This is a genomic window from Thalassotalea loyana (assembly GCF_030161435.1).
Lineage (GTDB): Bacteria > Pseudomonadota > Gammaproteobacteria > Enterobacterales > Alteromonadaceae > Thalassotalea_G > Thalassotalea_G loyana.
In genome coordinates this window covers 252586-279127 of the sequence record NZ_BSSV01000004.1, presented here as the reverse complement: position 1 = coordinate 279127, position 26542 = coordinate 252586, and the positions used below count along the sequence as shown (strand labels likewise).

Here is a 26542-nt window from a genome sequence, read left to right as displayed (position 1 = left end):
ACCAATGAAATTCACAGAAGAACGGCTAGAACAAGCCATTATTGAAATGCTAGGGAAAGAAGGCTATCCACATACTCGTGGTGAGGCGATTGAGCGAGCACCTGAAGATGTGCTGATTAAGTCCGATCTTCGTGAATTTCTAGCTAAACGTTATCAAGCGGAAGGTATTACAGCCTATGAGATAGAGCAAATTATCCATAAGCTTGAGTATCTTCCAGCTTCTGATCTCTACGATACCAACAAAGCCATAATGAAGTTTGTCTCTGATGGTTTTCTCCTCAAGCGTGAAGATGCAAGCCAGAAAGATTTATACATTCAGCTTATTAACTTTGAGAGTGTTGTTGCTGCTCTTGAATCAGAGGCTAGTGACCAGCAAAAAGTAGCAGAATCGAGTTTGAGTTACTTACCAAAGCAAGACGGTAATATCTATCGCATTGTTAACCAAATGGAAATACAAGGCTATGAGCTGCGTATCCCTGATGGGATTCTTTACATCAATGGCTTACCTCTTGTGGTGTTTGAATTTAAGAGTGCCATTCGTGAAGAAGCAACTATCTATGATGCGTATAAACAGCTAACCACTCGTTATGATCGAGATATCCCTGAGCTATTCAAATACAACGCTCTATGCGTGATCAGTGATGGTGTGAACAGCAAAATGGGGTCGTACTTTGCCCCATACGAGTTCTTTTACTCTTGGCGTAAAATTACGGGTGAAGAAAAGCTAGACAAAGATGGTATTGATTCACTGTTTACGATGATCAGTGGCTTGTTCAATAAGAAACGACTTACTGATGTGATTCGTCACTTTATCTACCTACCTGATACTTCGAGCAAACAAGAGAAGATTGTTTGTCGTTATCCTCAGTATTACGCAGCAACAAAGCTTTTTGCCAATATCAAACAGCATATGAAGTGCTTTGATGAGCACGGAAAGTTGATGAGCGGTGATGGTAAGGGTGGTACGTATTTCGGTGCGACTGGTTGTGGTAAGAGCTACACAATGTTGTTCTTATCTCGACTACTGATGAAAGATGTCGAGTTGGGCAGCCCAACTCTTATTCTCATCACTGATCGTACCGATCTGGATGATCAGCTTTCAGGTCAATTTACTAATGCAAAAGGTTACGTGGGCGATCAAAACATCATTAGCGTTGAGAGCCGTGCTGAACTTCGTGAACACCTGAAAGGGCGTAAAAGTGGCGGTGTATTCCTGACTACCATCCATAAATTTACTGAAGATTTAGAGCTGCTGACGGAGCGAACCAACGTCATTTGTATTTCGGATGAAGCGCACCGCAGCCAAACCAATTTAGAACAGAAAATTACCGTTACTGAAGACGGAGTGAAAAAGACTTACGGCTTTGCCAAGTATCTTCACGACTCTTTACCACACGCTACTTATGTCGGCTTTACTGGCACACCGATTGACGCAACGCTGGATGTATTTGGTGCGGTTGTCGATAGCTACACAATGACAGAATCGGTTTACGATGAAATTACTGTTCGTATTGTGTATGAAGGTCGAGCTGCAAAAGTGTTACTTGATGGTCGCCAGCTTGATGAAGTCGAAAAATACTATAAAGAGTGTGAAGACGCTGGAACAAACGAATATCAAATAGATAAAAGCAAAACGGCTATGGCGAGTATGTCTACCATACTAGGCGACCCAGATCGTATCAAAGCCATAGCGAGAGACTTTGTTGAGCATTATGAGAATCGTATTGAAGAAGGCACGACTCAAAAAGGCAAAGCAATGTTCGTTTGTAGTAGTCGTGAAATCGCTTATCAGTTCTATAAAGAACTGCTTGAGCTTCGCCCTGAGTGGGATGAAGTAAAAGTCTGTGAAGACGGTGCAACTCTATCAGAAAGTGATAAGAAGAAAGTGAAGCCGATGGAACGAGTCAAGATGATTATGACTCGTAACAAAGACGATGATAAAGCTCTCTGGAACAAACTCGGCAATAAAGAGTACCGTAAAGAGCTGGATCGTCAGTTTAAAAATGGTAAATCGAACTTCAAAATCGCTATTGTGGTAGATATGTGGCTAACAGGCTTTGATGTGCCGTTCCTCGATACCATCTACATTGATAAGCCTTTGCAAAAACATAATCTGATCCAAACTATTTCGAGAGTAAACCGTAAATTTGAAGGTAAAGAGAATGGTTTGGTAGTCGATTACATCGGCATAAAAAAACAGATGAACCTTGCACTTTCCCAATACACAGCAGGGCAAGATCAGAACTTAGAAGACATTAAACAGTCGGTCATTATCGTTAAGGATCACCTGAGCCTGTTGGATGGGCTGTTCCATAAGTTCGACTCTAAGCCTTACTTCAGTGGTACGCCATTAGAGCAGTTACATTGCTTGAATGCCTCGGCTGATTTTGCACTTAGAACCAAGAAGTTTGAAAAGACGTTTATGGATCTGACCAAACGCCTTAAATCAGCCTATGACATTTGTGTGGGTAGTAGTGAGCTGACCAAAGAGCATAAGGACAAGATTCACTATTATCTAGCGGTTCGAACCATCGTATTTAAGATCACTACGGGTGGTGCGCCAGATGTTGACCAAATGAACCGCAAGGTGCGTGATTTGGTCAAAGACGCACTAATGAGTGATGGTGTTGAAGAGATCTTTAAACTGGGCGAGAAAGACGGTGGCGAGATTGATATTTTTGATGATGATTATCTTGCTAAGTTGGAGATGGTGAAACAGCCAAACACCAAACTTCAACTGCTTCAGCAAATGCTTGCAAAAGCGATTGGTGAGTTTAAAAAGACCAATAAAGTGAAAGGTGTCGATTTCACTAAGAAAATGAATATGTTGGTTGAAAAGTACAATGAGCGTGATGAAAAGGATGTACTTCGTTCGGAAGTCATTAATGATTTTTCTGATGAAATTATCAACCTTTACAATGAACTACGTGCTGAAATGGCCTCGTTTGGTGAAATGGGGATAGATTTTGAAGAAAAAGCCTTTTACGACATTCTCATTTCACTGGCTCACAAGTATGACTTTACCTATCCCGAAGAGAAGCTGCTTGACCTATCTAAAGAGGTGAAGAAGGTCATTGATGATAAAGCGAAATACACCGATTGGAACAAGCGAGACGATATCAAAGCTGAGTTGCACTTTGACCTGATCATTTTGCTCGATGAGTGGGGCTACCCACCGATTGATCGTGATGAAGTATATAAAGAGATTTTTGAGCAGGCTGAGAACTTTAAGCGCAATGCGGCATAGGTAAAGAATTATGACAATCCCCAAGCACAATGAGATTCGATTTGTAGTTTTAACTCACTTACTTGATGGTGAAGTAAAGAAACTCAAAGAGCTGGTTAAACCGTTGGCGCAACATTTCCAACTCTCTGATGAAGAGATTGAGCAAATGTATGATTCTGGTAATGGTCCCGTTTTTTTAGATCGGATCTCGTGGGCAATGAGCTTTTTAAATTTAGCAGGGTATATCGATAAGCCTAAGCGTGGTATGTATCAAATCAATGATGCTGGTCGATTGGTATTGCAACGAGAAGACGCTCAAATATACCTCTATAAAGCACATACAAAGAGAAAATCAAAGCCTTTGGCGGTAGATGAATCGGCTGATATTGAAGCGGAAGATAAAACGCCACTTCAGCTCTTTTCTGAATCATTCGATGAAATTAAAAAATCCATCTACGATGAGATTTTAGAGACGGTTCTGAGAAAATCACCACGAGAGTTTGAACATCTTGTCGTGTCTCTGCTTGAACGAATGGGTTATGGTGGACAAGTTAAAAACGCTGGTGAAGTGACTCAAGCCTCTAACGATGGTGGAATTGACGGGATTATCAAAGAAGATTTGTTGGGGTTAGGGCGAATCCACATCCAAGCAAAACGTTATGATATTGGTAATACGGTTGGTCGAGACGAGATTCAGAAGTTTGTTGGTGCGTTAGCTGTCGCACAATCGAACAAAGGGATTTTCATTACCACTTCATCTTATACGAAAGGTGCTCAAGAATACGCTAATAACTTGAATGGCACTACCGCACTGGTTTTGATCGATGGTCAGCAACTCGCTCAATACATTTATGATTTTAACTTGGGAATGCAAGTTGAAAAGGTCATTGAAATTAAAAAGTTAGACAGTGAGTTTTGGGACTTGATGCAAGACGCATAACTCAATAATTTTCACTCAGAGGCAGAAAAATCTCTGATTTTTCATTTCTGTGAATCTCTGATTCATCAGCCTTATGCTCATATAGCGATAGTAGCTCTTTAAATGGCGTTTTTAGCCTGATTTAGCATTGTTGTAGCTAATGGATGGGCTAATCCTAAAAGTTAGCTTAAAACACCTTTCTATGCACTTTTGTTATATTAAAGAAAGATTTTATTATCATTCCATTATTGAATTACCCCAGATGTAAGGGGGTGAACAATTAGGGGGGAGCAATAGAGCGTATTGGTGTGTGTAATAATCTTTGGTGTGTACAACTAGGAAGGTGTGTACAATAAGGTTTTTGCTCTTGCAATTTGTTTTTTTTGAGGTTTACTGATTGAAGAACGAAAAAAAAGAACTCGGCAAAAGTTCTTTAGTTTCGGAAAATCTCGATGCAGCGAGATATAATCATTGTTAGCATATTTTTACTTTTTATCAATAGCTTAACCATAAATTATATTTTTTCTCACGAGATAGCATAATCAACCAAGGAGAAAAAATATGCTATCAAACAACCTTTTTTTAAGATTACCTCGTGATTGTGTGGTCAACAACTCTGACGCTCAATCCGCACTTTACCCAGAAAATTTAACCCCATTTCAAATGAAATTGGTGTTGTCCTTTCTTGCTCAAGCTGGAATGAAAGACGATATCGTTAATCACGTTGAAATCTTCCTTAAAGATTTTAAATCAGAAGAGTCTCTATTTGGTTGGGTGAAGCTTTCAAAGAGTAAAATCGAGCAAGCTGTTATAAATATTCAGCATCCCTTTATTGCCAAAATTTCCTGTGATGATGATCGTATCAACGTCACTTTTAGTCGCCAGTTCCTAAACCTCCAAGCAAAAGAACTGCTAGATCCAAAAGCGGTAAATGTGGGGTTAAGTGCGCTTATGTCATACAAGCAAGTCTCATCTATCAAACTGCATATTCAAACGTTGGCGTATTACCCATATAGAGCTAATTTTTACTTCTTAGTCGATTTTCTGGGCGTGTCTACTAATCAAGCTCGAAAAGAGCAGATCCGTTCTATCAAGAACAAAATCCGTACAGTCGGTATCGTTAAAGATTTTGATTATCAGCATCCACCTCAAATTTCTGCGCCTCGTAGAGAAGGGGATTACGATTTTTCCATCTATCGCCTGAAAGACGGTCAATTTCAAAGCGAGAAAATGAATAAGAGAAAACCGGGTAAGAGGACATAGATAGTTTAGCGTGTTTGGTCTTGTGGCTTTGCTGTGATTTTTCGTCCAAGTGACAGATTAATTTTTATATCGGTTCTTTGCCTCTTGTCTATCAAACTCCTTTTTATAACGTCTAAGCTGATCTTGTTGTAGAGCTAGTTCAACCTCATCCATTAAGAGTTTTCCAGCGTCTTCACGTTCTTGAGTAAGGGACAGATGAAGCTCGACAGGTTGGATCAGATCTCGGTTAAGGTTGGATTTTTTGAACGTCAATAAGCCGTTAAACCATTGCTCAAATTTTTCTTCAAACCACTGAGTCAGGTTCGCTTTAGTACGTTGTAATAGTGCCTTTTGCTGCTTGGCTTTTTTGTTCCAGTTGATAGCCGTTTTTCGCTCCTGAATGGCTTTATCTTTCCAGCGTTGCTCTTGATGTTTAAGGTCGCTTACCGCTTCTATTAGCTCGGTTTTATCGTCATTGAGTTGATTGACTCCGTTATGAACTCGATGCCTAATCTTGAGGTTTGAATATTCGTGTGCGTCTTGTTTTACTTCTTGCGGTGTGCGTTTCACTGCATTGATGTTGTAGCCCAGTTTTTGTAATTGGGTATTACAGTATTTAAACATAATGTTTTGATAAAGTTGGCCGAACTGCTCTACTTCGTCAGGGCTTAACTTACTCCACTTTTTACCACTAAAGAGATCAGGCTTGTTATACAGCTTACGTACTAAGTTTAACTCGTGATCAGGTAAGTCAAACTGTCTAGTTGTGTTGTTATAACCACTCAAACGATGGTGAGCGTGTGGATTTTCTGCTTTTTCGTCTAGATGGACGGCGGTGTAATAAGCATCATAGTCACTGTAAAATTTGTTGTGGAATAGCTCGATTAACTTGTTCCAATCTTCAGCGGAGATGCTAACACCGTGCTTATCAGGAATTTTAAAAATTTTTTCTGAAGATATGACTTTCAATGACATAGAGCCATTGTCGTTGACTGTTAGGAGTTTATTGCACTCTTCTAACTTGTGAATGGTTTTTTTCTTGTTGTTGTAGCGTTTGATCTTGCCAAAGCTAGACAGCCTTTTAAGCTCTGTCTTAGCGTGAATTTTATCAATTCCCACCTTTGCCAGTAGCTCATTGAAAAAGTCCCTTTCTAGCGGATTTGAGGCATTCTCCACCCACTTTTTTAGTTTGGACTTGCTCTTAGAACGAGCAAGGTTTAGCTCTCCAACATATTTGTCAGACATTCCGCCTTTGACCTGCTTGAGTTTGTTCTGTTGGTCGGCTTCGATCTCTGCTAATAGGTCGGTCAATTGTGAAGGTTCGACAGGCTCACCTTGTCGATATATCACATTGTTATGGCTTAGTTCTAGGCTGTAATTACGCTCTTCTGGCGCTAATTCATCCAATCTAAAGTTATGCTTATCAAATCCTGTTTTGTTCTTGTGGAAGCCGTATGTATGTGCGGTACGGCATAATAATCTTATCTGCTTCACTGCTGTTTTTTCTCCTTTTTATTTACTCAACTTTTCAAAAGTTGACCAGCATCTATACAAACTTTACTCAAACGTAGAGCAGAGAAAGTGGGTATAGATACAAGCTGGTTGTATGAATGCTTACTTTTAGTAGTCCACAGATATTAAGATTTGCAAATTTTAAGCGGTTAAGGTGCTGAATAGATTGCGGTTTTTATCTTTAGTTATGGCGATTTTATGGTTGAAACGGGTTCATCTTTTAGCCATAAAATTGTCTACCACTTTTGTTATTAGTATTAGGGTACTGATGATCTTTTTACTACTAACCTATTGTCATTGCTTGTTTTTGTGGTAGTTCAATAAGTATGGATAGGAGAAATTATGAGTGGAAAGAAACAAGAAAGCCGATTGGAATCCGCAGCAAAAAATGAGCTGAAAAAAACACAAGAGTTGGCGAACTCTGACTTCATCAAAGGTCAGCTTAAAGAGCTTATGAGCAACAAGCTACGCAAAGACATAGTTCTGCGTGATGATTTAATCAAAAGCGGTTCTGCACCGTCTGAAAAGCTGATCAGCCGAATAGAGGGAAGACAGGAAGCGTTGGATGAGTTAGTCGCTGAGACTTCGACTACTCAAACAGAGCTGCTAGGCACTTACGACATTTTAAAAGCTCTGATTAGTGAGCTAAGAAAGTACGCCCCCGAAAAAGCGGATAAATTTGAAGGCGCACTGGTTCTAAAGATTCAGCAAAGTGGTTCAACAACTATCAAGAAGCAACGTCTATGATGTCACTTTTGTTAGCATATACAGTTCACCATTAATCGTATCTACAACATCAAACTCATCTTTTTTAAGTTGCTTTAGGTGGCTACGGAAGCCTCTTTTGTAGCGGCTGTATGGAGTCGTAAGGTTAGTCATATCTTTGCGCTGACATAATAATAAGTATTCCTCTGATGCGATCCGCTTTGCCTCTGATTGAAGCATATGAACTTCAAGCCAATCGACTTTTTCTGAAGATAGCCAGTTAATGATTTCAAGGATTTTGTCTATTTGTTGATTGATATGAGCAATCGCTGATTGTGTATCTGTGACGGTTTTATGCTTCCATATCGGTGAGTTATGAGCGATATCATTTCTTAATTCACGCAAAGCCGAAATTTCAACTTGGATAGTGGCGTTGGTTTGTCCTTTTGGCAAATGTGGAAAGACCATTGGTATACACTGGGGCCACAATGCCTTTTTATCCCCGTTAATAGAAAAACATTCTCTTAGTAGATTATCCCAAAAACCAAAGTCCATCTTTGCTACAAGTAAATCGTGCATAGTTAGCCCTTTGGGTGGAGTTTGTGTTTTACGGGCAAGCTTCTTTTTTACATCTGCTATTTGAGACTTGTGCCAATTAATGTTTCCCTGATCACGCTTGCCGACCTTCCAGCTCTTTCTGGTTTTTGTGTTGATTTTATCGTACCAGTCAGGGCTAATTGCGTTCGTTGCGCTGATGTGGATAGAGTTGCGAAGTGCTACTTCCAGAGCACTAAGCAGAGGATGTATACTGGCTGCAACTTTTACCGACCAAATATACGCACCGTGTAGCTCTACTGGAGTAGTTGTTTTAAACACCTTCTCGTACATAGAGAGCCGTTGATGAGGCAGGACATTAGTTAGGGCGGTGTAGGTGATAGTATTTGGCATTTGATTCTTCTGGTTTTAGTTGACAGTCTTTGGGCTGTTGCTTAGTATATTCATATCAGCTTGTAGATGACCACTGATTCAAGCCACTACATTAGCAACCGTTCTACGGAGAGAAGCCTCAATCTTATGATTGGGGCTTTTCACTTTCTGGCTGTTGTATATTATCTTCTTTCAGGTACTTAGCGTATCCTTCTCTACCGAACTCTTTAATATCAATCTTGGCGTAGATGTTGTGCAAGATGTTGATGTTCTTATGTCCAGTAATACGAGCTACGATGTTAATTGGTAGTCCCATTTCTGCGAGCCTTGATGCCGCTTCACGTCTAAGATCGTGATAACGTAAATTTTCAATACCTAATTCTTTACGTACACGTTGCCAACCAGCCGTTATCGATCTCGAATTGTACGGAAAAATCAATTTTGGATTTTCAGGGTCTTTAGGTTGTCGAGCGATGATCTCATAAGCTCCACCAAGCAATGGTATTTCAGAATCGTTACCTTGCTTTTGACGAGGATCTTTCCTGTTACGAATGACGATGGTTTTGTTTTGATGGTCTAAGTCAGTCCATTTTAGATTAGTTATTTCAGAAACTCGCATTGCTGTGAGTAGTGAAATTTGAAGAATATCACCAAAAGGAATCTTTGCCGCACGGTGCTGAGAGCGTTTGATTAAACGTTCTTCCATTAGCTTTAACTCTTCACGAGTCGGTCTACGATCTCTGACTTTCGATCTACCGATTAACTTCTGATTGATAAGAACAGGAATTGCCTCATCGTGATATGAAGTATCAGCATTGACTTTGAAAACCCCTTTGGCGGTATCCATTACTGATTTCAAGTAAGTAACATCGTGGTATATGGTTTGTGGTGATGGAGTGGTAGGTTCGTTGTAGCGTTCTTCGCAATGTTTGACTAAATCACTGTATCTCAAGTTACTAGCGAGAATAGTTGAGATTTCGTAATTAAGTAGTGAATTGAGAACGTAATATTTAGTTCTGCCAATGTCCTTTGATAGCCTAGGATGCTCCAAGTACATTCGAATGAGATCACCAACTGTAGCTTCGATCAGTTCATTTTCAGGTCGATAAACACCAGCCCTAACTCTTTCGTATTTCTCTTCCATCTCCTTTTGGATTTTGACAGCCCAATTTTTTGCAAGGGTCTTTGTCTTGAAAGTCTTTGAAATACGGTCAACAACCTTCTTTTGATGGATTTGTTGGACTCTGGCTCGATATGAAACCGTGCCTGATTTATTTGCTCGTTTTTCAATAATCACTGATGCCATGTATAATCCTGTGTATCGAATGCTGTTGTGGGATCACTTGTGGGATCACCAAGTGGTCAAAATGTACCAAAATAGCCCATATTTTACAATTTGAGATGTTAATGAATCTCAAATTTACATATTTAAGATGTTGATTTTGAAAGATAAAATAAATAATTTTAAAAATAACCGTTTTTCCGTTGCCCCGATGCTCGATTGGACAGATCGCCATTGCCGTTATTTTTATCGTTTGATGAGCAAGCAGACCGTCCTATATACAGAAATGGTTACTACCGGGGCAATCATTTTTGGTAAAGGAGATTACTTAAGCTACAACGAAGAGGAGCACCCTGTTGTGTTGCAGCTAGGGGGTAGTGATCCCGAGGCTATGGCTAAATGTGCAAAAATCGCTCAAGATAGAGGCTATGATGAAATTAATATCAATGTAGGTTGCCCATCTGATCGAGTACAAAATGGTAAATTTGGCGCTTGTTTAATGGCTGAGCCTGAATTGGTTTCTCAGTGTGTTGAATCGATGAAGGCAAAAGTTGATATTCCTGTTACCGTGAAATCTCGCATTGGTATCGATGACCAGGACAGTTATGAGTTTCTTCATCGGTTTATTGATACGGTGAAGGATGCTGGTTGCGAGCACTTTATTGTGCATGCTCGAAAAGCCTGGTTGTCTGGTTTAAGCCCGAAACAAAACCGAGAAATTCCTCCATTAGATTATGAGAGAGTGTATCAAATCAAAAAAGATTTTAATGATCTGGAGATATCAATTAATGGTGGAATTACAACGTTTGAACAAACACATGAGCATCTCAAGCACCTTGACGGTGTAATGATTGGTAGGGAAGTTTATCAAAACCCTTATATGTTAGCTCAAGCGGATCAGCAAATTTATGGAGATGAGGATGCTGTGATTAAGTCGCGCGAGCAAATTATTTCAGAAATGGCGCGATATATTGATAAACATGTTGCTCAAGGTGGTAAACCCTGGCACGTAGCGAGGCATATGTTAGGGCTTTGTAATGGACTTGCAGGGGCAAAGCAATTTAGACGATATCTAAGTGAAAATGCTTCTCAACCAGAAGCAAATGGTGATTTGCTCAAAAAAGCTTTCGATAAAGTTGTTCAATTACAGAAATAAAACCAAGAAAGCATCAATATTTTTACTAAATAGTGGTTTTTTTAACCACTATTTTTTTGCCTTTTAAACTCTTTCATATCGAACAAAAAACAACCATTAAGTTATTTGTCCTTAATAAACAATGGTTTGTTTGTTTTTTGTACAGCTGGCACAACCTTTGTAATACCTATTGCGTCTTAATTAAAGAACCTATATGGAGAGTCGCAATGAAAACATTAATTACTTTAGCTTTAACAAGCATGATCGCATTACCAGCATTTGCTAACACTGAAACTGATAATGTGAAGGATGTAACAGACGCATATATCACGCAACACAACCATGATGTTCAACAATCTATGCAAACGAAAGTTAAGAAAGATATCCTATTAGCAATTCGTAATTTTACGATACCGAAGCAAGAGCAGTTACAAACATTGGTTGCTCAAAATCGTCTTAAAGTCGAAGAAGTTACCGAGCAGGCTGATATCGAGTAGGTCCGTTATGATTAGTATAATTAGTATATTTTTCATCACACTACTACCAGCAGTTATCTTACTGGTCAGTTCAATGTTAATCAGTTGGTATGAGGATAATGTTGTACCTTTACCAACAAACCCTTAAAGCCTGATAGATATCTAACTATCAGGCTTTTTTTTAGCATTCCCTTAATTCTTTTCCCTTCCAAATCGCACTTTGCCTAATCGCTTCAATAGATTGTTACTAATAAATGATAACGCTGTTTTACGAGGCTAAATTTGCCTTCTAATAGATTCAATGGATTTAACTATTTTTTGATTTTTTTTGTTTTGTTAAATTAACCACTTTTTTACATTTTTGATTAAATAATAGCGTGACATATTATGTCGTGATTTGAGGGTTTATGTTCTAATTTTTAATAAACTCTTTAAAAACATGGGCTTATAAAATATTTATAAGTTGGCACAACCTTTGTAATACCTATAGCGTCTTAACTTATAAATACTCAATTGGAGAGAATAATGAAAACTTTAACAACTTTAATATTTACTACGATGATGACTTTACCAGCTTTTGCAACAACTGAAACTGAAAGTGTAAAAGAGGTAACTGATGCATACGTACAGCAACACAATATTAACGTTCAATCAAAAATGAAAGCTCAAGTAAACCAAGATATTTTAAACGCTGTTAGTCGCTTCAGAGTTCCACTGTTAACTTCTTCAGTTGATATGTTGGCGAAAACTAACCAGAACGTTGAAGTATTATCAGAGCAAACTGATATCGAGTAGGTGGTATTATGATTAGTGTCTTAAGTATATTTTTAATTACACTAGTGCCTGCCATCACAACGATTGCAATTTCATTTATTATTAGTTGGTATGAGGATGATGATGTACCCTTACCAACACCTCGATGAAGCCTGACAAGTTAATAACTTTCAGGCTTTTTTGTTTATATTACACTTCGTTAATCTTTATACTAATCTCTTTTAACTTCTATACCCTAAATCTCATTATTCAAACATCCGTAGTTGTTCTTCTTACGTAACTAAACGCATCTAAATTAGGAGAAACAACATGACGCGTATTGTATTTTTTATGATGACAGCCTGTTTGAGCTTACCAAGTTTCGCATTGGTTTCTTATGCGACTCCAAAAGAAACTACTGCCAACTATGTTCACCGTAGCGCAGAGGATGTTAAATCTGATGTCGCTGAACAACTCGAAAACAGTATTCTTGAAGCGGTTAAAGCCGTCGAGCAGCAAAAAGCAAAAAAGTACTCTCAAAAAAAAATGGTTGGTCCTCGTGAATCAAAAGGTACTCAATAGTACTCATCATTGATTTTGGAAATCTAAATGCTCGCAATCAGGGGTTAACACATTGTGTTAACCCTTTTTTGATCGACGGTCACTTGTTTATTGTTATCAAAATTTAAGGGGTGGTTAATTTAACCATAATTTAGTTTTTTTCGTGTTAAATTGGTTTGACATATTATGTCTTTGGTTTGGTTGGGAGCAGGGGTTTGTTGATATTGTTATTAAAATCAACTACTTATGTTTGATTTGCGAGTTGGCACAACGATTGAATTGTATATATTAACAAGCACAAAAATAACGTGCTTGATCATATTAGATTAAACAACAAAGAGGATAGGAACATGGGAATGTTTACACGATTTGCAGATATTATTAATGCCAACATCAATAGCTTATTGGATAAAGCTGAAAATCCAGAAAAGATGTTGAAACTAATTATTCAAGAGATGGAAGAAACGTTAGTTGATGTACGAGCAAGTGCAGCTAAAAACATCGCAGAGAAAAAGTCATTAGCTCGCGAGTTAGCCCATGCAAAGCGTCAAGTAGAAAACTGGCAGCAAAAAGCGCAATTGGCGGTAGAGAAAGAGCGTGATGACCTAGCCAAGCAGGCACTTGTTGAAAAGCAAAAGGTTAGTCAAACACTGGAAACGCTAGAAAATCAAATGCAGGTAGTTGATGAAGTGTTAGTGGACATTCAGTCAGATGCTGCACGTTTACAAGAGAAGCTTAATGAAGCTAAACGTAAGCAAGAAAGCTTCTTGGTGCGCCAACAGTCTGCTCAGGTCCGATTGAAAGCACGTGAGAAAGCAACAGTCCATAACATTGATGAAGCGTTACAGAAGTTTGACCGCTACCAGCAGAAGATTGATGACATTGAAGCACAAGTCGAGGCTTATGACTTAACAAAATCAAACGATTTGGCAAGTCAGATTCAAGCCCTAGAAAATCAGGAACAGATCGACAACGAGCTTGAAGAATTAAAAGCGAAAGTTGCTAACGGGTAAAGGAGCGCATTATGGTGCCGGAATATTTAATGACACTGTCAATTGTATGTGGTTCACCATTAGTAATGTATTTATTTGTTGCAGTGGCTATTCAAGGATATGAAAAACACTGCAACAGCCTTTAAGGAGATGATCATGGAATATCGAAAATCATATCGAATCAAAAAAGTATTAACAAAAGATTTAGTCAATAAGAAAATTTCAGGTGTATGTGGTGGTGTTGCGAAACATTACCGGGTGCCTAGATGGTTAGTAAGAGTTGCGACAGTGTGTGTGTTTTTTATGTTTCCAGTTGCAACCTGTATCGCCTATATCGGCGCAACCGTCTTAATTCCAAATCGATAATAGTAGGAGTCAAAAATGTCTTTTTTTAAATCATTCTTATTAGCTATTTTAGCCACGATATTTTTGACCTACGCACTTGGTATGAGCTTTTTGGAATTCTTTGATTTAGATGTGATGATTAACGATGAACATTTAGCACCACTAAAAGCGATTAGTGTATCGGCGATAGTGGTACTTGTATTGATGTTAGTTGCGTTGGCAATTGTTCTAAGTGTATTTGGTGGTTTTATTTTTATTGCTGTGATGGTTATCGGCAGCATTGCAATGGCGGTAATCGGTGTGTTTTGGCCAGTACTATTAGTTGCCTTGGCGATCTACTTTATCGCAAGAGAGAAGAAACCAGAAACGCAGGGCTATTATCAATAATCATGGTAATCGAGCTTATCAGACGTCGAGTTAAGGAGTGACCCGGCGTTTCTGATAGGCTTTGTTATTTTGCTAAGTGCTGCAAGATAGCCTTACTTTCAGGTGTATCAAGAAGTTTTTCAAATTCGATAATTTCTTCATACATAATATCGCTCACCGCTTGCTGACATCCATTTGCTATAAGTTCTCTGGACATCTGCAAAGCTTTTGGTGGAATTTGGACTAATCGTTGAGCGAGTAATTGAGCTGCTTCGATGAGCTCTTCTGGTGGTACTACTCGGTTGATTAACCCAAGACTTTCAGCAGTAGTTGCATCAAATTTGTCTCCTAGCACTAAAAGTTCAAAGGCTTTTATCCGGCCAACAAGTTTAGGCAGTAGGTAACTTGAAGCGGCTTCTGGGCATAGTCCAAGCTGAGCAAAAGGTAACATGAACTTGGCATTGGTTGCGGCAATCGCCATATCGCAATGCAGCAACAACGTGGTTCCAATGCCAACGGCATTGCCTGCTACAGCAGCGATCAATGGCTTATTAAATTGCCCAAGCTTTTGGATGAATTGATAACCACCACGCGCTGCAAGAGAATCGGTACTTTTTAGAAAGTCATTAAGGTCGTTGCCTGCACTAAAGCAAGAATCGTTACCTTGAATCACGACAACACGAATGTTTTCGTCTCGTTCAGCTTGATCAAACAAGTCAACAAGCGACAAGTACATCTCGTTTAACAGTGCATTTTGCTTGTCAAAACGGTTAATGGTGATGGTTAGCACATGATTATTTATATTACTTAGAATTAAATCATTCATTTTATTAAAAGCTTATATACAATAGATGAAAGTAACTTAGTTGTTTTACAAAGGGATGTATAGGATAAAAATGAACAAATTACTGACTTTTTTATGTCAATTTACAGTTTTTTGCGCACTGTTCTCTTCAACGTTTGCTCATGCTGGCGAAGTAGAGGTCTCTCATCAATATATGCGCGAGTTAATTCCCGGAACGACGGTAACGTCGAGCTATATGAAAATCACAAATCATCATAATGTTGAGATTATCCTTGTTGGTGCTAAAGGGAGCTTTAGCCCTAATATAGAATTACATGAGCATACGATGGTCAATGGTATGATGCGAATGGGACAAGTAGAAAAAATTGTTATTCCTGCCCACGGTACTGTTACCCTTGAGCCTGCGGGGCTTCATATTATGGCTTTCGATGTGAATAAGCCGCTAAAACATGGTCAGCAAGAAACGTTGACTTTGTTATTTGACGAACATCCACCGATTGAAATCGCACTGCCGGTTGCCAGCATTAAGCAGGCAAGCTCTCACCATCACCACCACTAAGGACAAGTTATGACAGATAAACTTACCCCTAAAATGATCGCCTCGATAGTGGGTGGAATCTTTTTAATTAATTATTTTGTTGGCGTTTACTGGAGCTTTGAGCCTTCTTCGATCGATATTCAGCAAGAAGTTATTGCTGATGCGCAAAAAGAAAAAGTTAAACCTGTGGTTGGCTACACAACAACAACTGCATTAATTCGCGTTGCAGAAACATTGCTTGATAAACCAGGTGGTTATTTAGCCAATGATGCTATGCCGCCTTCTGTCTTTTTAGACAATATTCCAGCGTGGGAATTTGGCGCGTTGGAAATGGTACGAGATATGTCACTAGTTATGCGTCAAGAGTTTAGCCGCTCTCAGTCACAGTCGACCGAAAACCCTTATCTACAAAAAGCTCAGCCACGTTTTAATATTGACCATAGAAGTTGGGCTATTCCGAGTGCAGAGGGAGAATATAGCAAAGCTATTGAAGAGTTATATTTGTATCGTACAGCACTTACAGATACGCAAACGCAAGGTGCGCAATTTTATGCCCGCGCTGATAATCTTCGCGACTGGCTAAAAGAAGTTGAAAAGCGCCTTGGTAGTTATTCACAACGATTGAGTGCAAGTGTTGGTAGAGACCAATTGAATATTGACCTTGCTGGTGATAGTGTTGCGCAACAGTCAACTTATGGCGCGCCATCAATGCAAGTTAAAACCAGTTGGTGGAAGATAGATGATGTATTTTATGAGGCTCGCGGTGCAAGCTGGGCGTTATTGCACTTCTTGAAAGCGATAGAGATTGACTTTAATGACGTGTTAGAGAAAAAAAATGCAAAAGTGAGCGTACAACAAATTATTCGCGAACTTGAAGCTAGCCAGCAGTCAGTATGGAGTCCAATGATATTAAATGGTGATGGTTTTGGTATGTTAGCAAACCATTCATTAGTCATGGCAAATTATATATCACGCGCCAATGCAGCGCTGATTGATCTTAACACTTTACTTAGTCAAGGGTAGTAAACATGAAAAAAGCACTCCTAGCAGCCAGTTGTGCTGCAATGTTGTCAGCTAGTGCTCATGCTGATTTTTTAGGTATTTATATTGGTGGTTCTGTATGGGACCAAGAAGCATCAGGCGTTTTCGGTGAAAAAGACAATTTGGTCGATTTCAATTTAGAAGATGATAAAAAGAACAGTTATTACATCGCATTTGAGCACCCTGTACCTTTGATACCTAATGTTAAAGTTGCTGTATCAGATCTTGATACGCAGGGGCAAACTGTTTTGGCCGAAGACTTTACCTTTCAAGGGGAAACTTTCCCTGCTGGTTCGTCTGTCGAGGGTACACTTGATCTGAGCTATGTTGATTATACTTTCTATTACGAAATACTCGATAATGGACTAGTGAGCTTAGACTTAGGCTTAACAGGTCGTGATGTTGACGGCTTTGCAGGTGTTGAAGGCACGGTTGATGTCGTAACACTTACAGCTGATGAAGACTTTTCAGGTATTGTGCCGATGTTGTACGGTGCAGCAGAAATAGGCTTACCTTTCACAGGTTTAAGTTTATTTGGTGAAGCAAACCTTTTAGCCTTTGATGATCATTCTTTTTATGATGCGCAAGTTGGTGTGGCATACGAGTTAATTGATAATTTAGCCGTTGATATGAGTATCTTCGTTGGTTACAGACAGGTTGTTCTAGATATTGAAGACGTCGATGATGTGTACGCAGATGTCGATTTTAAAGGTGTTTTTGCCGGTGCAGAAATTCATTTTTAACTATCACGTTAGCAATAAAAAAGGCGCTTAAAGCGCCTTTTTTATTGCTCGGTCATTTGTTCTAACTCTTTGCCTTTTGTTTCTTTTACGAAGTAATAAACAAAGAATATTGAGATGAACGCAAAAAATGTATAAATACTGTAAGCAAATGCAAGTCCCAACCCGGTCAGTAATAATGGGAAGCTCATTGAGATAATGAAATTGGTGAACCATTGCACAAGGCCACTTATCGCTAATGCTGAGCCTCGAATTTGATTAGGAAACATCTCCCCTAACATGACCCACATGACGGGTCCCCATGACATATTAAAGAAAAATACATAAGCGTTTGCACTCACTAGTGCCAACGCACCATTTTCACCGATATCTAAATTACCTTGCGCGTCGAGCGATGAATTGGCAAAAACGATAACGAGGAGTGCTAAGGTAATTGACATACCAATAGATCCTATGAGTAAAAAGGGCTTTCGACCAATTTTGTCGATGAAATAAACGGTAATTAGGCAAGCAAGAATGCTGACACCGCCGCTAATAATATTAATAAGTAGTGCGTCTGACTCGGAAAAACCTACGGCTTGCCAAAGCACGGCTCCGTAATAAAAAACAACATTAATTCCTACCAGTTGCTGAAAAGCTGCTAACCCCATGCCGACCCATACAATCGGCTTTATACGACCGTTTTCATTGAGTACATCAGATAGTTTTGGCTGATGTCTATCTTGACCAAGAGACAAGCTGATTTCAGTTAACTTATCATGACAACGTGCTTGTCCATAGAGTTTAGCCAGTACATCCTTAGCGTCTTGTTCTCTTTGATTTATAACTAAGAAACGAGGACTTTCAGGAATAAAAAAGAGTAAACATAGAAATAAGGTTGCAGGAATGAGTTCCATCCAAAACATCCAGCGCCAAGCTTCTGCATCTAACCAAATGATGCTTGTTGAGCTGCCGGCGAAATCTGCTAAAAAGTAGTTGGAAATAAATGCTGAAAATAACCCTGCAATAATCGCGATTTGTTGAATTGTTGTCAGTGCACCACGATATTTCGCTGGTGCTATTTCACTAATGTATGCAGGTGTTATTACAGATGCTCCGCCTACAGCCAAACCACCAATAATACGGAAAAAGATAAAACTCTCTGAAGACCCTGCAATCCCAGAACCCCAAGCGCTTAGGATAAAAAGTACAGCCGTCATTATGAGTATCTTTTTTCGGCCAAATTTGTCGGCGAGTTGACCAGCGAAAAAAGCACCAAAGGCGCAACCAAGCAACATACTTGCAACGTTAAAGCCGGTACCAATATCGCTGGCATTAAATGCTTTGATTAATCCGTCGACGGTGCCATTTATAACACCGGAATCAAAGCCAAATAGAAAACCACCGATTGTCGCAATAATGCTGACAAGTAGCACAAAAAGCGTATTACTTTGCTCCGAAGGAGCGCTGCTAAGTGTTTGTGTTGTCAAAAACTTTCCCCAATTTTTTATATTGTTATTTTTCTCTAGCTTAACGCTAGGTTATTTATTCGCCTAGTCATTACATACGTTTGCAATGATTAAGACAAATAACACTTTTCCTTAGCGATGTCGTTTTACAATCTCAATGAATGGCTTGAGTGTCGGTGTGGACTTATCATATGCAAAGACAACTTGACGCTGGAAGTCAAACCCTTCTATCGGTTTGAAAACGATATCTTTTTTTTCTAATACTTCTGGGTATGCCGGTACCAGGGCAGCGCCAAGGCCTGCGCTCACCAAGCCTAATGCATAGTCTATTGTTCTAATTTTTGCTCGTATATCTAAGTTAATTTGTTTGGTGATACAAAGCTGTGTTAGCGCATCACCTGCGCCGCAAGGAGCTCTAGAAATAAAGGTCAACTGATCTAAATCAGTCATCTGTATGCTGGGTTTTAAGGCTAATATATGATTGTACGGTAAAGCGAGTAAATAGCTCTCTTGCCATAACTTGATATGCTGCTCTTGAGGTGACAGCTCGTCGGTTGTAATTATGCGAGCATTACAATCTTGGTTGGGCGCAACCAAACTGAGCGCTAAATCGTCAGAGATGGCGGTAAAGTCTTTAAGTAATGCACTCATCCGCTGAACGCCAAGCCCTCGCGTAACACCCAGTTTAAATTCAATGTGTTGCTTAGTCTGGCTAAAGAGGTTTTTTACTGCATCTGCTTGCCCGAGCAGTTGTTTTGCTAATGGGTAAAGCTGATTTGCACTCATTAATGGCATTACACCTCTTGGGTGTCGACTAAAAAGCGTAGTATTTAAACTTTGTTCCAATTGCAAGATGGCTGAAGATATTGAAGGTTGGGCAACAAAGCACGTTTTGGCGGCTTTGGTTAAACTTTTTTGTTCATATACTGCGATAAAATATTGTAACGCTTTTAAATCCATAACTTTATTAAACCTTTTGTTAATTTGAGCTTTTACTCAATTAAACCAATACCTTAAAAAGATTTCTTGATATAGGTAAAAACTATAGCAAATAAAGAAAATATATATTACCACTTGAGCTATGTTTTCTTTATTATCGAATAAATAAGATTAACTTTTGATGAGTATTGATATGTCAGCTAACAACAAACGCCCCGCATTTAATTGGCAAGATCCACTATTGCTCGACCAAGTATTAACGGAAGAAGAGCGGATAATTCGTGATAGTGCGCGTGACTATTGCCAAGAGAAGCTTATGACTCGTGTGCTTCAAGCAAATCGAGAAGAGCATTTTGATGTTGAAATAATGCAAGAAATGGGGGAGATGGGGTTGCTTGGCGCCACACTACCAGAGCAGTACGGTTGTGCGAATGTAAATCACGTCGCCTATGGGTTGATTGCCAGAGAAGTTGAGCGTGTTGATAGTGGTTATCGAAGTGCGATGAGTGTTCAATCTTCACTTGTTATGCACCCAATACATGCATACGGTAGTGAAGAACAGAGGCAAAAATACTTACCAAAACTTGCGACTGGAGAGTGGGTTGGTTGTTTCGGTTTGACTGAACCTAACTCTGGTTCTGATCCTGCAAGTATGAGCACTCGTGCCGTTGAGGTTGATGGTGGTTACTCACTTACAGGTAGCAAAATGTGGATTACTAATTCGCCAATTGCCGATGTGTTTGTCGTCTGGGCAAAAGTTGAAGATGTTATTCGTGGCTTTATTCTTGAAAAAGGAATGTCAGGGCTGTCAGCGCCAAAAATAGATGGCAAGTTTTCATTGCGCGCATCGATCACTGGCGAAATTGTCATGGACAATGTCTTTGTTCCTGAAGAGAACATGTTGCCGAATGCAAAAGGCTTGTCAGGTCCTTTTGGTTGCTTAAATAAGGCGCGATACGGGATTGCCTGGGGTGCTTTAGGTGCTGCTGAATTTTGTTGGCATGCTGCACGCCAATACAGCCTCGATCGAGAACAATTTGGTCGACCTTTGGCTGCAACACAGTTAATGCAAAAGAAATTAGCCGATATGCAAACTGAAATTACCACCGGCCTTATGGCATGCCTTCAAGCTGGCAGAATGTTGGACCAAGGTTTGCTGGCGCCTGAAGCTATTTCACTAATCAAACGAAATTCTTGTGGTAAAGCCTTAGAAATTGCCCGCCAAGCTCGAGATATGCATGGTGGTAATGGTATTAGTGACGAGTTTCATGTGATCCGCCATGTAATGAATTTAGAAGCCGTTAACACGTATGAAGGCACACATGATGTGCATGCGTTAATTCTTGGGCGTGCACAAACAGGGTTACAAGCCTTTTTCTAATTCATTCATGTTTATTTTAGATACTACACCTTAACTAAAACAAAAAAGAGCATCGTTCTCACCATAAAAGGGTTGTTATGTCAGATAGAAATCAGTTGGTTAAAGATAATTTTATTCGATTTGTTAAAACGGGAAACTTCCCTGAACCATTAAGTTCAACCACGATAGAACAGTCAGGGTTAAGTCGTGAACAAGTGTTAGATTTATTCGAAAGCCAACTGATCAGTCGACATTTAGATTTGCATTCGCGAGTAATGCAAAAAAATAAGCAAAGCTTTTATACCATAGGCAGTGCAGGTCATGAGGCTAATGCGGCCTACGGACTCGCTTTTCGCCCAGATGATATGGCGTTTTTACACTATAGAAGCGGTGCTTTTATGGTTCAGCGCGCCAAAGATGCGGGAGTAGACATTATTTATGATATGTTGCTCTCGTTTGCGGCGTCGAGTGACGATCCAATTTCTGGTGGTCGACATAAAGTACTAGGCAGTAAAAAACTCAATATACCCCCACAAACAAGCACAATAGCGTCTCATTTGCCAAAAGCGGTCGGTACAGCATTTAGTATTCCTTTGGCAAATCGTATCGAACAGGCAGGTGAGCTATCAGAAACTAGCGTTGTATTGTGTAATTTTGGTGATGCGTCAGCAAATCATTCTACGGCACAAGGGGCATTAAATAGCGCAGCTTGGATCTCCTTCCAGTCGGTTCCACTACCGTTGGTATTTATTTGTGAAGATAACGGCATTGGTATATCAACAGCAACCCCAAGAGGTTGGATTGAAGCCAATTACAAAAATCGTTGTGGCTTAAAATACTTTAGTTGTGATGGGTTAAGTCTCTTAGACACTTATAAAGTTACGAAAGAAGCCGTTGATTATGCTAGGGAGCACCAAAAGCCCGTATTTTTGCATGTTAAGTTGATTCGTTTACTTGGGCATGCGGGTTCTGATTCAGAGTTTGTTTATCGTCGTCTTGAGGATATTGAAGCAACAGAATTTCAAGATCCATTACTCCATAGTGCAAGAATGTTGCTAGAGTCGGGAGTGATGACTAAGCAGCAACTTGTCGATAAATATCAGCAAATTGAAACACTAGTCGAAACCACGGCCGAATCAGCAATAACACGTCCCAAGCTAAATGATGCCGATGAGGTAATGGCGAGCGTTATTCCACCCAAAAGTGAGTTGACCATGCCAAAGCCGGTGGACAAAGATATCCGTAGCCAGTTGTTTGTCCATGAACGTCACAATCTTTCGAAGAAACAGCACCTTGCCAAGCTCCTTAATTGGACTCTAATCGATTTGATGGCGCAATATTCTTCTATCGTTATGTGTGGTGAGGATATTGGTAAAAAAGGTGGTGTCTATAATGTGACGCACAAGCTCTATGATTTGTATGGCTCGAATCGAGTAGTTAACACGCCGCTGGATGAACAAACGATATTGGGTGGAGCAATAGGTCTTGCACATAACGGGTTGTTGCCCATTCCAGAGATTCAGTTTCTTGCATACGTACATAACGCCGAGGACCAAATTCGCGGTGAAGCAGCAACACTTTCATTCTTCTCCAATGGTCAGTTTACCAACCCTATGGTGATTCGCGTCGCTGGTCTCGCTTATCAGCGAGGCTTTGGAGGCCATTTTCACAATGATAATTCCTTTGCGGTATTTCGAGATATTCCAGGTGTCGTCATCGCATGCCCGTCCAATGGTGAGGATGCGGTTGAGCTGTTAAGGAATTGTGTGAGGCTTGCTCACGAAGAGCAACGTGTCGTTGTCTTTTTGGAGCCTATTGCCTTGTACATGACAAAGGATTTACATGAAGAAAATGATGGTCTCTGGACGTTTGATTATCATGCTATCAAACAAAACATCAAAACCAATGCATCTTCTCAGTTAACTGTTAAAGCGCATGGTAAGAGCAAGGATGTATGCATTTTAAGTTATGGCAATGGTTACTATTTATCGCGTCAAGCTCAAAAGATATTGAAAGAGCAAGGAGTTAATGCTCGTGTTATCGATTTGCGTTATTTAGCACCGCTCGATGAGCAAGGTATCTTAAAAGAAGTTAAGCAATGTAAGAACGTTTTCATTGTCGATGAATGTCGTCAAACGGGATCAATTTCTGAAGCCTTGTTTACGTTGATTGCTGAATCAGGTTATGACATGTCGAATGTTGGTCGTTTATGTGCTCATGACAGCTTTATCCCTCTAGGTGGTGCAGCATATCATGTTTTACCAAGCACGGAGCAAATCGTTGAACAAGTTACTGCACTTGTTCAACAGTAATACTTTCACTTAGCCCGGACGACCATCCGGGCGGTAGCTGAATAGGATTTTTGCAAAGTAAAAAACAAAATGGCCAAACGCCGCAGTCCATAGCAACCCCGATAATACATGCCATTCAGCCATATACTCTGGCTGTAGTAATGGCATTACGCCTCTTACAAACGCTGCAAATAAAATATAAATAAAAGGCATTGTCATGTTTGGCCCTTGATAGATATTCCTGCCAGTGTGACCCAATGAAACACGTGTGATCATGGACAAGCAAACACCTGCTAGTGTTCCTATTGCAAAAAAGTGCATCATGGTTTTAACCACAAATGGGGTTGGTTCAAAAATCGCGAGACATAACAGTGTGAGCGGCAAACAAAGGTAACTTAACTGTAGAGACCAAAGCATGGGCTCTTTCAGTGATGCTTTGAGCTGCCAACGTGACATACGAGCAAACGTACTAATCGCTGCGATTAACAATACGGCTCTTGAGAATGACGTGCTAAGTTGGTCTGTCATCACAATAATCACCAACATAGCTAAACTTGAAAAGGCAATGGTATCAAGCCACATGATTGGCTCTTTGCGTGTGACGTTTAGTTTTGCTGAGGTGAAAAAAGGGATTACTCTGCCACCAATAAAGCTGATCAACAACGCAATCATAAACAGCATGGCTAACCAAATTTTACTTGCAAGGTGATAGTCTTGCGTTGCTAGCGCCCAGTAACTCATACCATTGAGCATCAATGCACCGCTTAAACCTATCGGCAACGCAATATTACGCCATTGTTTTACGCTGACGATACATTGAAAAAGTTTGAAAATTATCGCGCCTAAGAAAACGAAATCAAATAGAGCCGCAAGCTCGAGTGGAAAGGGGATAGGTAGAATCAACGATAGCCTTGCCGCCGCCCAGCAACCAAATACTAATGCCAGGGAGTTGCCCGTGTAGGTTGTTTTTCCTGTCCAGTTTTTTACGGCAGTTAATAGGAAACCGGCGATAATTGCGATGGTGAAACCGAATAACAACTCATGCGGGTGCCACCAGAGCGATGGAATATTGATCCAAGCATATTCAGGGGCATATAAAGTAATTAACCAGCTAGGGATGGCAACTGTGGCAAATAGCGCGCCGAAAAAAAAGAAAGGGCGAAAACCAAGTTGCCAAATTGGAGCAGACGTTGGTTTATCATTTGGATCATCTATGTTGAGCATGCCTGTAACCGGTAGATAAATCGATAGAGATATTGTCTCGCTTATAAATGTTAATTGCTAATGATAAAACGCATAAAATTGTTAATCTGAATCAAGCTTTAATGCATTAATCGTTATATAACCAACGTAATTATTTTATTCAATCTGGTTCGTTATCGGTTAGACTAGCCAAAAGCTAAAATTTTTACATAGAACACTTGTGAAGTATCAACATAAATTTATTTTAGATAGACAGTATTACACTGAAGTTTACGAACAAACTGCCGAGAAAAAAATAGGATGGCAGGCGTATAAAAAAGCCATTATTTTGTTCTTGGTTGGCTTATTTGTCTCCGCGTTTGCGACAAATGCTAAATTTATTCATCTTAGCTACTTTGTGGTGGGTCTAGGGGTAGTAGAAGCGCTAAGCGTTCGATTTGGCCAAACATGGTGGGTCTGGCGACAATTAATGTCGAGAGCAGCGAATAACCCAGCAGAGCTTACGGTTGACGATGAAGGTATCTCGATAAATTCAGCTTATATTCAACAAACATTGAACTGGCCAGAGATTACAAGCGTAACTCAATCAACAAAAGGCTTCGTTTTTGTTAAAGATGGTGCTCGTCATTATCTGTCAAAATCGACATTAACACCTGAATCGATAAGCTTTATCGAAAGTCAATTTTCAACAGAAGAATAATATAGCGATTTTTCTCGATGCTTGATTCGCCATCAAAAACTACAGATGTTTCTGTGAATGCGCGCACAAACCCCATGCGTATCACAAACCCTAAATTTCTATTATTTTTGATAGTGTTTTGGGGGATTTTGATTACGTTAGCTCCCGAAACCATTACAAACCTACTTGATTACGCCATCTTCAGTTTACTCGGTGTTTTAGGCGCTATTTTTGCGAACTCTACAGGTGCAGGCGGCGGTGTCGTATTTATTCCAATGTTTAATCAATTACAATTCACTGAAATTCAGGCTATTGCAACTAGCTTTGCTATTCAGTGTTTTGGCATGACGGCAGGCGGACTGACTTGGTACTATCATTATAAACTTGAATGCAAACCCTACGGGCTGTGGCCTGGATTCTTTCCTGTTATACAGGTTTCTGCGCTTTCATCAATTATTGGTTTGTGGAGCGTCTACGGCCTAGCGTTAGCGCCGCCTGCTAGCTTACATTACAGCTTTAGTTGGTTTTCACTGTTACTGGGTATTTGCATCATTACCATAGCGTTAGTGATTAAACCTCAGCCGGTTCATCGACATCTAAAAATTGTCGACTGGTTCATGATCGTCGTTATTTCTACCTTTGGTGGTGCTGTGACGGCATGGCTTAGCGTTGGAATCGGTGAACTCATCGCAATTTACCTGATTATCCGTCGATTTGATGTCAATATGGCGGTTGCCGTTGCGGTCATCGTTTCGGTGTTAACGGTGTGGGCTGGAATTTGGCAACATACGTTGGTTAATTTTAACGTGTATTGGCAGGTTGTTTTGTTTGCTGGGCCGGGCGCTATTTTGGGTGGTGTGCTAGCAAAGGCTATTGTTGCAAAATTATCAGCGAAAAGATTAAAAATATTTTTTGCGTTCTGGTTAATCGTGATTGGTGTTGTTGGTATCATTACTGGCTAAATGAGAATGATTCTCAAAAAGCTTGACAGCTACTAGTTGCTACTTTACTCTTGCGCCATAAATAACGAAGAAATAATAAAAGATATTCGTTAAAT

25 protein-coding genes are annotated in these 26542 nt (G+C 39.8%); 18 read left to right on the top strand and 7 right to left on the bottom strand.

Annotated features, from left to right (window positions below; genetic code table 11):
• Positions 1–4 precede the first annotated feature (4 nt).
• The 3 genes from QQK05_RS11075 (at position 5) to QQK05_RS11065 (ending at position 5408) form a co-directional block, all read left to right on the top strand.
• Entirely contained in the window at positions 5–3247 is a 3243-nt protein-coding gene (locus QQK05_RS11075) for a type I restriction endonuclease subunit R (protein WP_284298533.1), read from the top strand.
• Positions 3248–3257: 10 nt separating this feature from the next.
• The gene (locus QQK05_RS11070; RefSeq protein WP_238852763.1) at positions 3258–4166 is read left to right on the top strand and encodes a restriction endonuclease; all 909 of its coding nucleotides are present in this window, start codon (positions 3258–3260) and stop codon (positions 4164–4166) included.
• Positions 4167–4706: 540 nt separating this feature from the next.
• Positions 4707–5408, top strand: a complete 702-nt coding sequence (locus tag QQK05_RS11065; RefSeq protein ID WP_284298528.1) for a hypothetical protein — start codon at positions 4707–4709, stop codon at positions 5406–5408.
• A 57-nt stretch (positions 5409–5465) separates the two neighbouring features.
• Here QQK05_RS11065 and QQK05_RS11060 read toward each other — a convergent pair whose 3' ends face one another.
• Positions 5466–6881 (bottom strand): hypothetical protein, encoded by a 1416-nt coding sequence (locus tag QQK05_RS11060; RefSeq protein WP_284298526.1) that lies wholly within the window; start codon positions 6879–6881, stop codon positions 5466–5468.
• 360 nt (positions 6882–7241) lie between these two features.
• On the opposite strand from QQK05_RS11060, the gene QQK05_RS11055 reads away from it, so the two are divergent.
• Positions 7242–7646 carry a hypothetical protein gene (locus QQK05_RS11055; protein WP_274887447.1) on the top strand — a complete coding sequence of 135 codons (405 nt, stop codon included), beginning with the start codon at positions 7242–7244 and terminating at the stop codon, positions 7644–7646.
• Here QQK05_RS11055 and QQK05_RS11050 read toward each other — a convergent pair.
• Both QQK05_RS11050 and QQK05_RS11045 read right to left on the bottom strand, forming a co-directional pair.
• Positions 7641–8552 carry an Abi family protein gene (locus QQK05_RS11050; RefSeq protein WP_274887446.1) on the bottom strand — a complete coding sequence of 304 codons (912 nt, stop codon included), beginning with the start codon at positions 8550–8552 and terminating at the stop codon, positions 7641–7643. The genes QQK05_RS11055 and QQK05_RS11050 overlap by 6 nt on opposite strands.
• 124 nt (positions 8553–8676) lie before the next feature.
• Positions 8677–9837 carry a site-specific integrase gene (locus tag QQK05_RS11045; RefSeq protein WP_274887444.1) on the bottom strand — a complete coding sequence of 387 codons (1161 nt, stop codon included), beginning with the start codon at positions 9835–9837 and terminating at the stop codon, positions 8677–8679.
• 127 nt (positions 9838–9964) lie between these two features.
• On the opposite strand from QQK05_RS11045, the gene dusA reads away from it, so the two are divergent.
• The 7 genes from dusA (at position 9965) to QQK05_RS11010 (ending at position 14462) form a co-directional block, all read left to right on the top strand.
• Positions 9965–10969: a tRNA dihydrouridine(20/20a) synthase DusA gene (dusA, locus tag QQK05_RS11040; RefSeq protein ID WP_284298521.1), complete on the top strand. Its 1005-nt coding sequence runs from the start codon at positions 9965–9967 to the stop codon at positions 10967–10969.
• 206 nt (positions 10970–11175) lie between these two features.
• On the top strand, positions 11176–11445 hold the full coding sequence (locus QQK05_RS11035; protein WP_284298519.1) for a hypothetical protein: 270 nt from the start codon (positions 11176–11178) through the stop codon (positions 11443–11445).
• A gap of 504 nt (positions 11446–11949) precedes the next feature.
• Positions 11950–12219, top strand: coding sequence for a hypothetical protein (locus tag QQK05_RS11030; RefSeq protein ID WP_284298517.1), 270 nt, complete (start codon positions 11950–11952; stop codon positions 12217–12219).
• Between the two features lie 288 nt (positions 12220–12507).
• The gene (locus QQK05_RS11025) at positions 12508–12759 is read left to right on the top strand and encodes a hypothetical protein (protein ID WP_284298515.1); all 252 of its coding nucleotides are present in this window, start codon (positions 12508–12510) and stop codon (positions 12757–12759) included.
• Between the two features lie 335 nt (positions 12760–13094).
• Positions 13095–13751: a phage shock protein PspA gene (gene pspA, locus QQK05_RS11020; RefSeq protein WP_322790566.1), complete on the top strand. Its 657-nt coding sequence runs from the start codon at positions 13095–13097 to the stop codon at positions 13749–13751.
• A gap of 135 nt (positions 13752–13886) precedes the next feature.
• Complete coding sequence (locus QQK05_RS11015; RefSeq protein ID WP_284298511.1) at positions 13887–14096, top strand: PspC domain-containing protein; 210 nt, start codon at positions 13887–13889, stop codon at positions 14094–14096.
• A gap of 15 nt (positions 14097–14111) precedes the next feature.
• Positions 14112–14462 (top strand): hypothetical protein, encoded by a 351-nt coding sequence (locus QQK05_RS11010; protein WP_284298509.1) that lies wholly within the window; start codon positions 14112–14114, stop codon positions 14460–14462.
• A gap of 64 nt (positions 14463–14526) precedes the next feature.
• Here QQK05_RS11010 and QQK05_RS11005 read toward each other — a convergent pair whose 3' ends face one another.
• Positions 14527–15267, bottom strand: coding sequence for an enoyl-CoA hydratase (locus QQK05_RS11005; protein ID WP_284298507.1), 741 nt, complete (start codon positions 15265–15267; stop codon positions 14527–14529).
• Between the two features lie 70 nt (positions 15268–15337).
• Here QQK05_RS11005 and QQK05_RS11000 point away from each other — a divergent pair, with 70 nt between their 5' ends.
• Genes QQK05_RS11000 through QQK05_RS10990 form a run of 3 tightly spaced genes read left to right on the top strand, consistent with a single transcriptional unit; the run spans position 15338 to position 17568 of the window.
• The gene (locus tag QQK05_RS11000; RefSeq protein ID WP_284298505.1) at positions 15338–15805 is read left to right on the top strand and encodes a copper chaperone PCu(A)C; all 468 of its coding nucleotides are present in this window, start codon (positions 15338–15340) and stop codon (positions 15803–15805) included.
• Positions 15806–15814: 9 nt separating this feature from the next.
• Positions 15815–16807 (top strand): DUF2333 family protein, encoded by a 993-nt coding sequence (locus QQK05_RS10995; RefSeq protein WP_284298503.1) that lies wholly within the window; start codon positions 15815–15817, stop codon positions 16805–16807.
• A gap of 5 nt (positions 16808–16812) precedes the next feature.
• Complete coding sequence (locus QQK05_RS10990; protein ID WP_284298501.1) at positions 16813–17568, top strand: TIGR04219 family outer membrane beta-barrel protein; 756 nt, start codon at positions 16813–16815, stop codon at positions 17566–17568.
• 41 nt (positions 17569–17609) lie between these two features.
• Here the strand turns inward: QQK05_RS10990 and QQK05_RS10985 are convergent, their stop codons facing one another.
• On the bottom strand, positions 17610–19034 hold the full coding sequence (locus QQK05_RS10985) for a sugar porter family MFS transporter (RefSeq protein ID WP_284298499.1): 1425 nt from the start codon (positions 19032–19034) through the stop codon (positions 17610–17612).
• Between the two features lie 111 nt (positions 19035–19145).
• On the bottom strand, positions 19146–19973 hold the full coding sequence (locus tag QQK05_RS10980) for a LysR family transcriptional regulator (protein ID WP_284298497.1): 828 nt from the start codon (positions 19971–19973) through the stop codon (positions 19146–19148).
• Between the two features lie 172 nt (positions 19974–20145).
• Here QQK05_RS10980 and QQK05_RS10975 point away from each other — a divergent pair, with 172 nt between their 5' ends.
• The gene (locus tag QQK05_RS10975) at positions 20146–21333 is read left to right on the top strand and encodes an acyl-CoA dehydrogenase (RefSeq protein WP_284298496.1); all 1188 of its coding nucleotides are present in this window, start codon (positions 20146–20148) and stop codon (positions 21331–21333) included.
• Between the two features lie 77 nt (positions 21334–21410).
• A complete protein-coding gene (locus tag QQK05_RS10970) occupies positions 21411–23624 on the top strand; it encodes a dehydrogenase E1 component subunit alpha/beta (RefSeq protein ID WP_284298495.1) in 2214 nt (737 codons plus the stop codon).
• Positions 23625–23633: 9 nt separating this feature from the next.
• Here QQK05_RS10970 and QQK05_RS10965 read toward each other — a convergent pair whose 3' ends face one another.
• The gene (locus QQK05_RS10965) at positions 23634–24827 is read right to left on the bottom strand and encodes an NnrS family protein (protein ID WP_284298494.1); all 1194 of its coding nucleotides are present in this window, start codon (positions 24825–24827) and stop codon (positions 23634–23636) included.
• Between the two features lie 199 nt (positions 24828–25026).
• Between QQK05_RS10965 and QQK05_RS10960 the strand changes: the two genes are divergently transcribed.
• Together QQK05_RS10960 and QQK05_RS10955 are read left to right on the top strand one after the other, a co-directional pair.
• Positions 25027–25506: a YcxB family protein gene (locus QQK05_RS10960; protein ID WP_284298493.1), complete on the top strand. Its 480-nt coding sequence runs from the start codon at positions 25027–25029 to the stop codon at positions 25504–25506.
• 17 nt (positions 25507–25523) lie between these two features.
• Positions 25524–26447, top strand: coding sequence for a sulfite exporter TauE/SafE family protein (locus QQK05_RS10955; RefSeq protein ID WP_284298492.1), 924 nt, complete (start codon positions 25524–25526; stop codon positions 26445–26447).
• Positions 26448–26542: the final 95 nt, after the last annotated feature.

Coding starts and splice junctions, on each gene's coding strand:
- QQK05_RS11065 (WP_284298528.1), top strand. CDS start 4,707: ATGCTATCAAACAACCTTTTTTTAAGATTACCTCGTGATTGTGTGGTC.
- QQK05_RS11050 (WP_274887446.1), bottom strand. CDS start 8,552: ATGCCAAATACTATCACCTACACCGCCCTAACTAATGTCCTGCCTCAT.
- QQK05_RS11055 (WP_274887447.1), top strand. CDS start 7,242: ATGAGTGGAAAGAAACAAGAAAGCCGATTGGAATCCGCAGCAAAAAAT.
- QQK05_RS11010 (WP_284298509.1), top strand. CDS start 14,112: ATGTCTTTTTTTAAATCATTCTTATTAGCTATTTTAGCCACGATATTT.
- QQK05_RS11030 (WP_284298517.1), top strand. CDS start 11,950: ATGAAAACTTTAACAACTTTAATATTTACTACGATGATGACTTTACCA.
- QQK05_RS11045 (WP_274887444.1), bottom strand. CDS start 9,837: ATGGCATCAGTGATTATTGAAAAACGAGCAAATAAATCAGGCACGGTT.
- QQK05_RS11015 (WP_284298511.1), top strand. CDS start 13,887: ATGGAATATCGAAAATCATATCGAATCAAAAAAGTATTAACAAAAGAT.
- QQK05_RS10995 (WP_284298503.1), top strand. CDS start 15,815: ATGACAGATAAACTTACCCCTAAAATGATCGCCTCGATAGTGGGTGGA.
- QQK05_RS11025 (WP_284298515.1), top strand. CDS start 12,508: ATGACGCGTATTGTATTTTTTATGATGACAGCCTGTTTGAGCTTACCA.
- QQK05_RS10975 (WP_284298496.1), top strand. CDS start 20,146: ATGTCAGCTAACAACAAACGCCCCGCATTTAATTGGCAAGATCCACTA.
- QQK05_RS11035 (WP_284298519.1), top strand. CDS start 11,176: ATGAAAACATTAATTACTTTAGCTTTAACAAGCATGATCGCATTACCA.
- QQK05_RS10990 (WP_284298501.1), top strand. CDS start 16,813: ATGAAAAAAGCACTCCTAGCAGCCAGTTGTGCTGCAATGTTGTCAGCT.
- QQK05_RS11070 (WP_238852763.1), top strand. CDS start 3,258: ATGACAATCCCCAAGCACAATGAGATTCGATTTGTAGTTTTAACTCAC.
- pspA (WP_322790566.1), top strand. CDS start 13,095: ATGTTTACACGATTTGCAGATATTATTAATGCCAACATCAATAGCTTA.
- QQK05_RS10970 (WP_284298495.1), top strand. CDS start 21,411: ATGTCAGATAGAAATCAGTTGGTTAAAGATAATTTTATTCGATTTGTT.
- QQK05_RS11005 (WP_284298507.1), bottom strand. CDS start 15,267: ATGAATGATTTAATTCTAAGTAATATAAATAATCATGTGCTAACCATC.
- QQK05_RS10965 (WP_284298494.1), bottom strand. CDS start 24,827: ATGCTCAACATAGATGATCCAAATGATAAACCAACGTCTGCTCCAATT.
- dusA (WP_284298521.1), top strand. CDS start 9,965: ATGTTGATTTTGAAAGATAAAATAAATAATTTTAAAAATAACCGTTTT.
- QQK05_RS10955 (WP_284298492.1), top strand. CDS start 25,524: ATGCTTGATTCGCCATCAAAAACTACAGATGTTTCTGTGAATGCGCGC.
- QQK05_RS11000 (WP_284298505.1), top strand. CDS start 15,338: ATGAACAAATTACTGACTTTTTTATGTCAATTTACAGTTTTTTGCGCA.
- QQK05_RS11075 (WP_284298533.1), top strand. CDS start 5: ATGAAATTCACAGAAGAACGGCTAGAACAAGCCATTATTGAAATGCTA.
- QQK05_RS10980 (WP_284298497.1), bottom strand. CDS start 19,973: ATGGATTTAAAAGCGTTACAATATTTTATCGCAGTATATGAACAAAAA.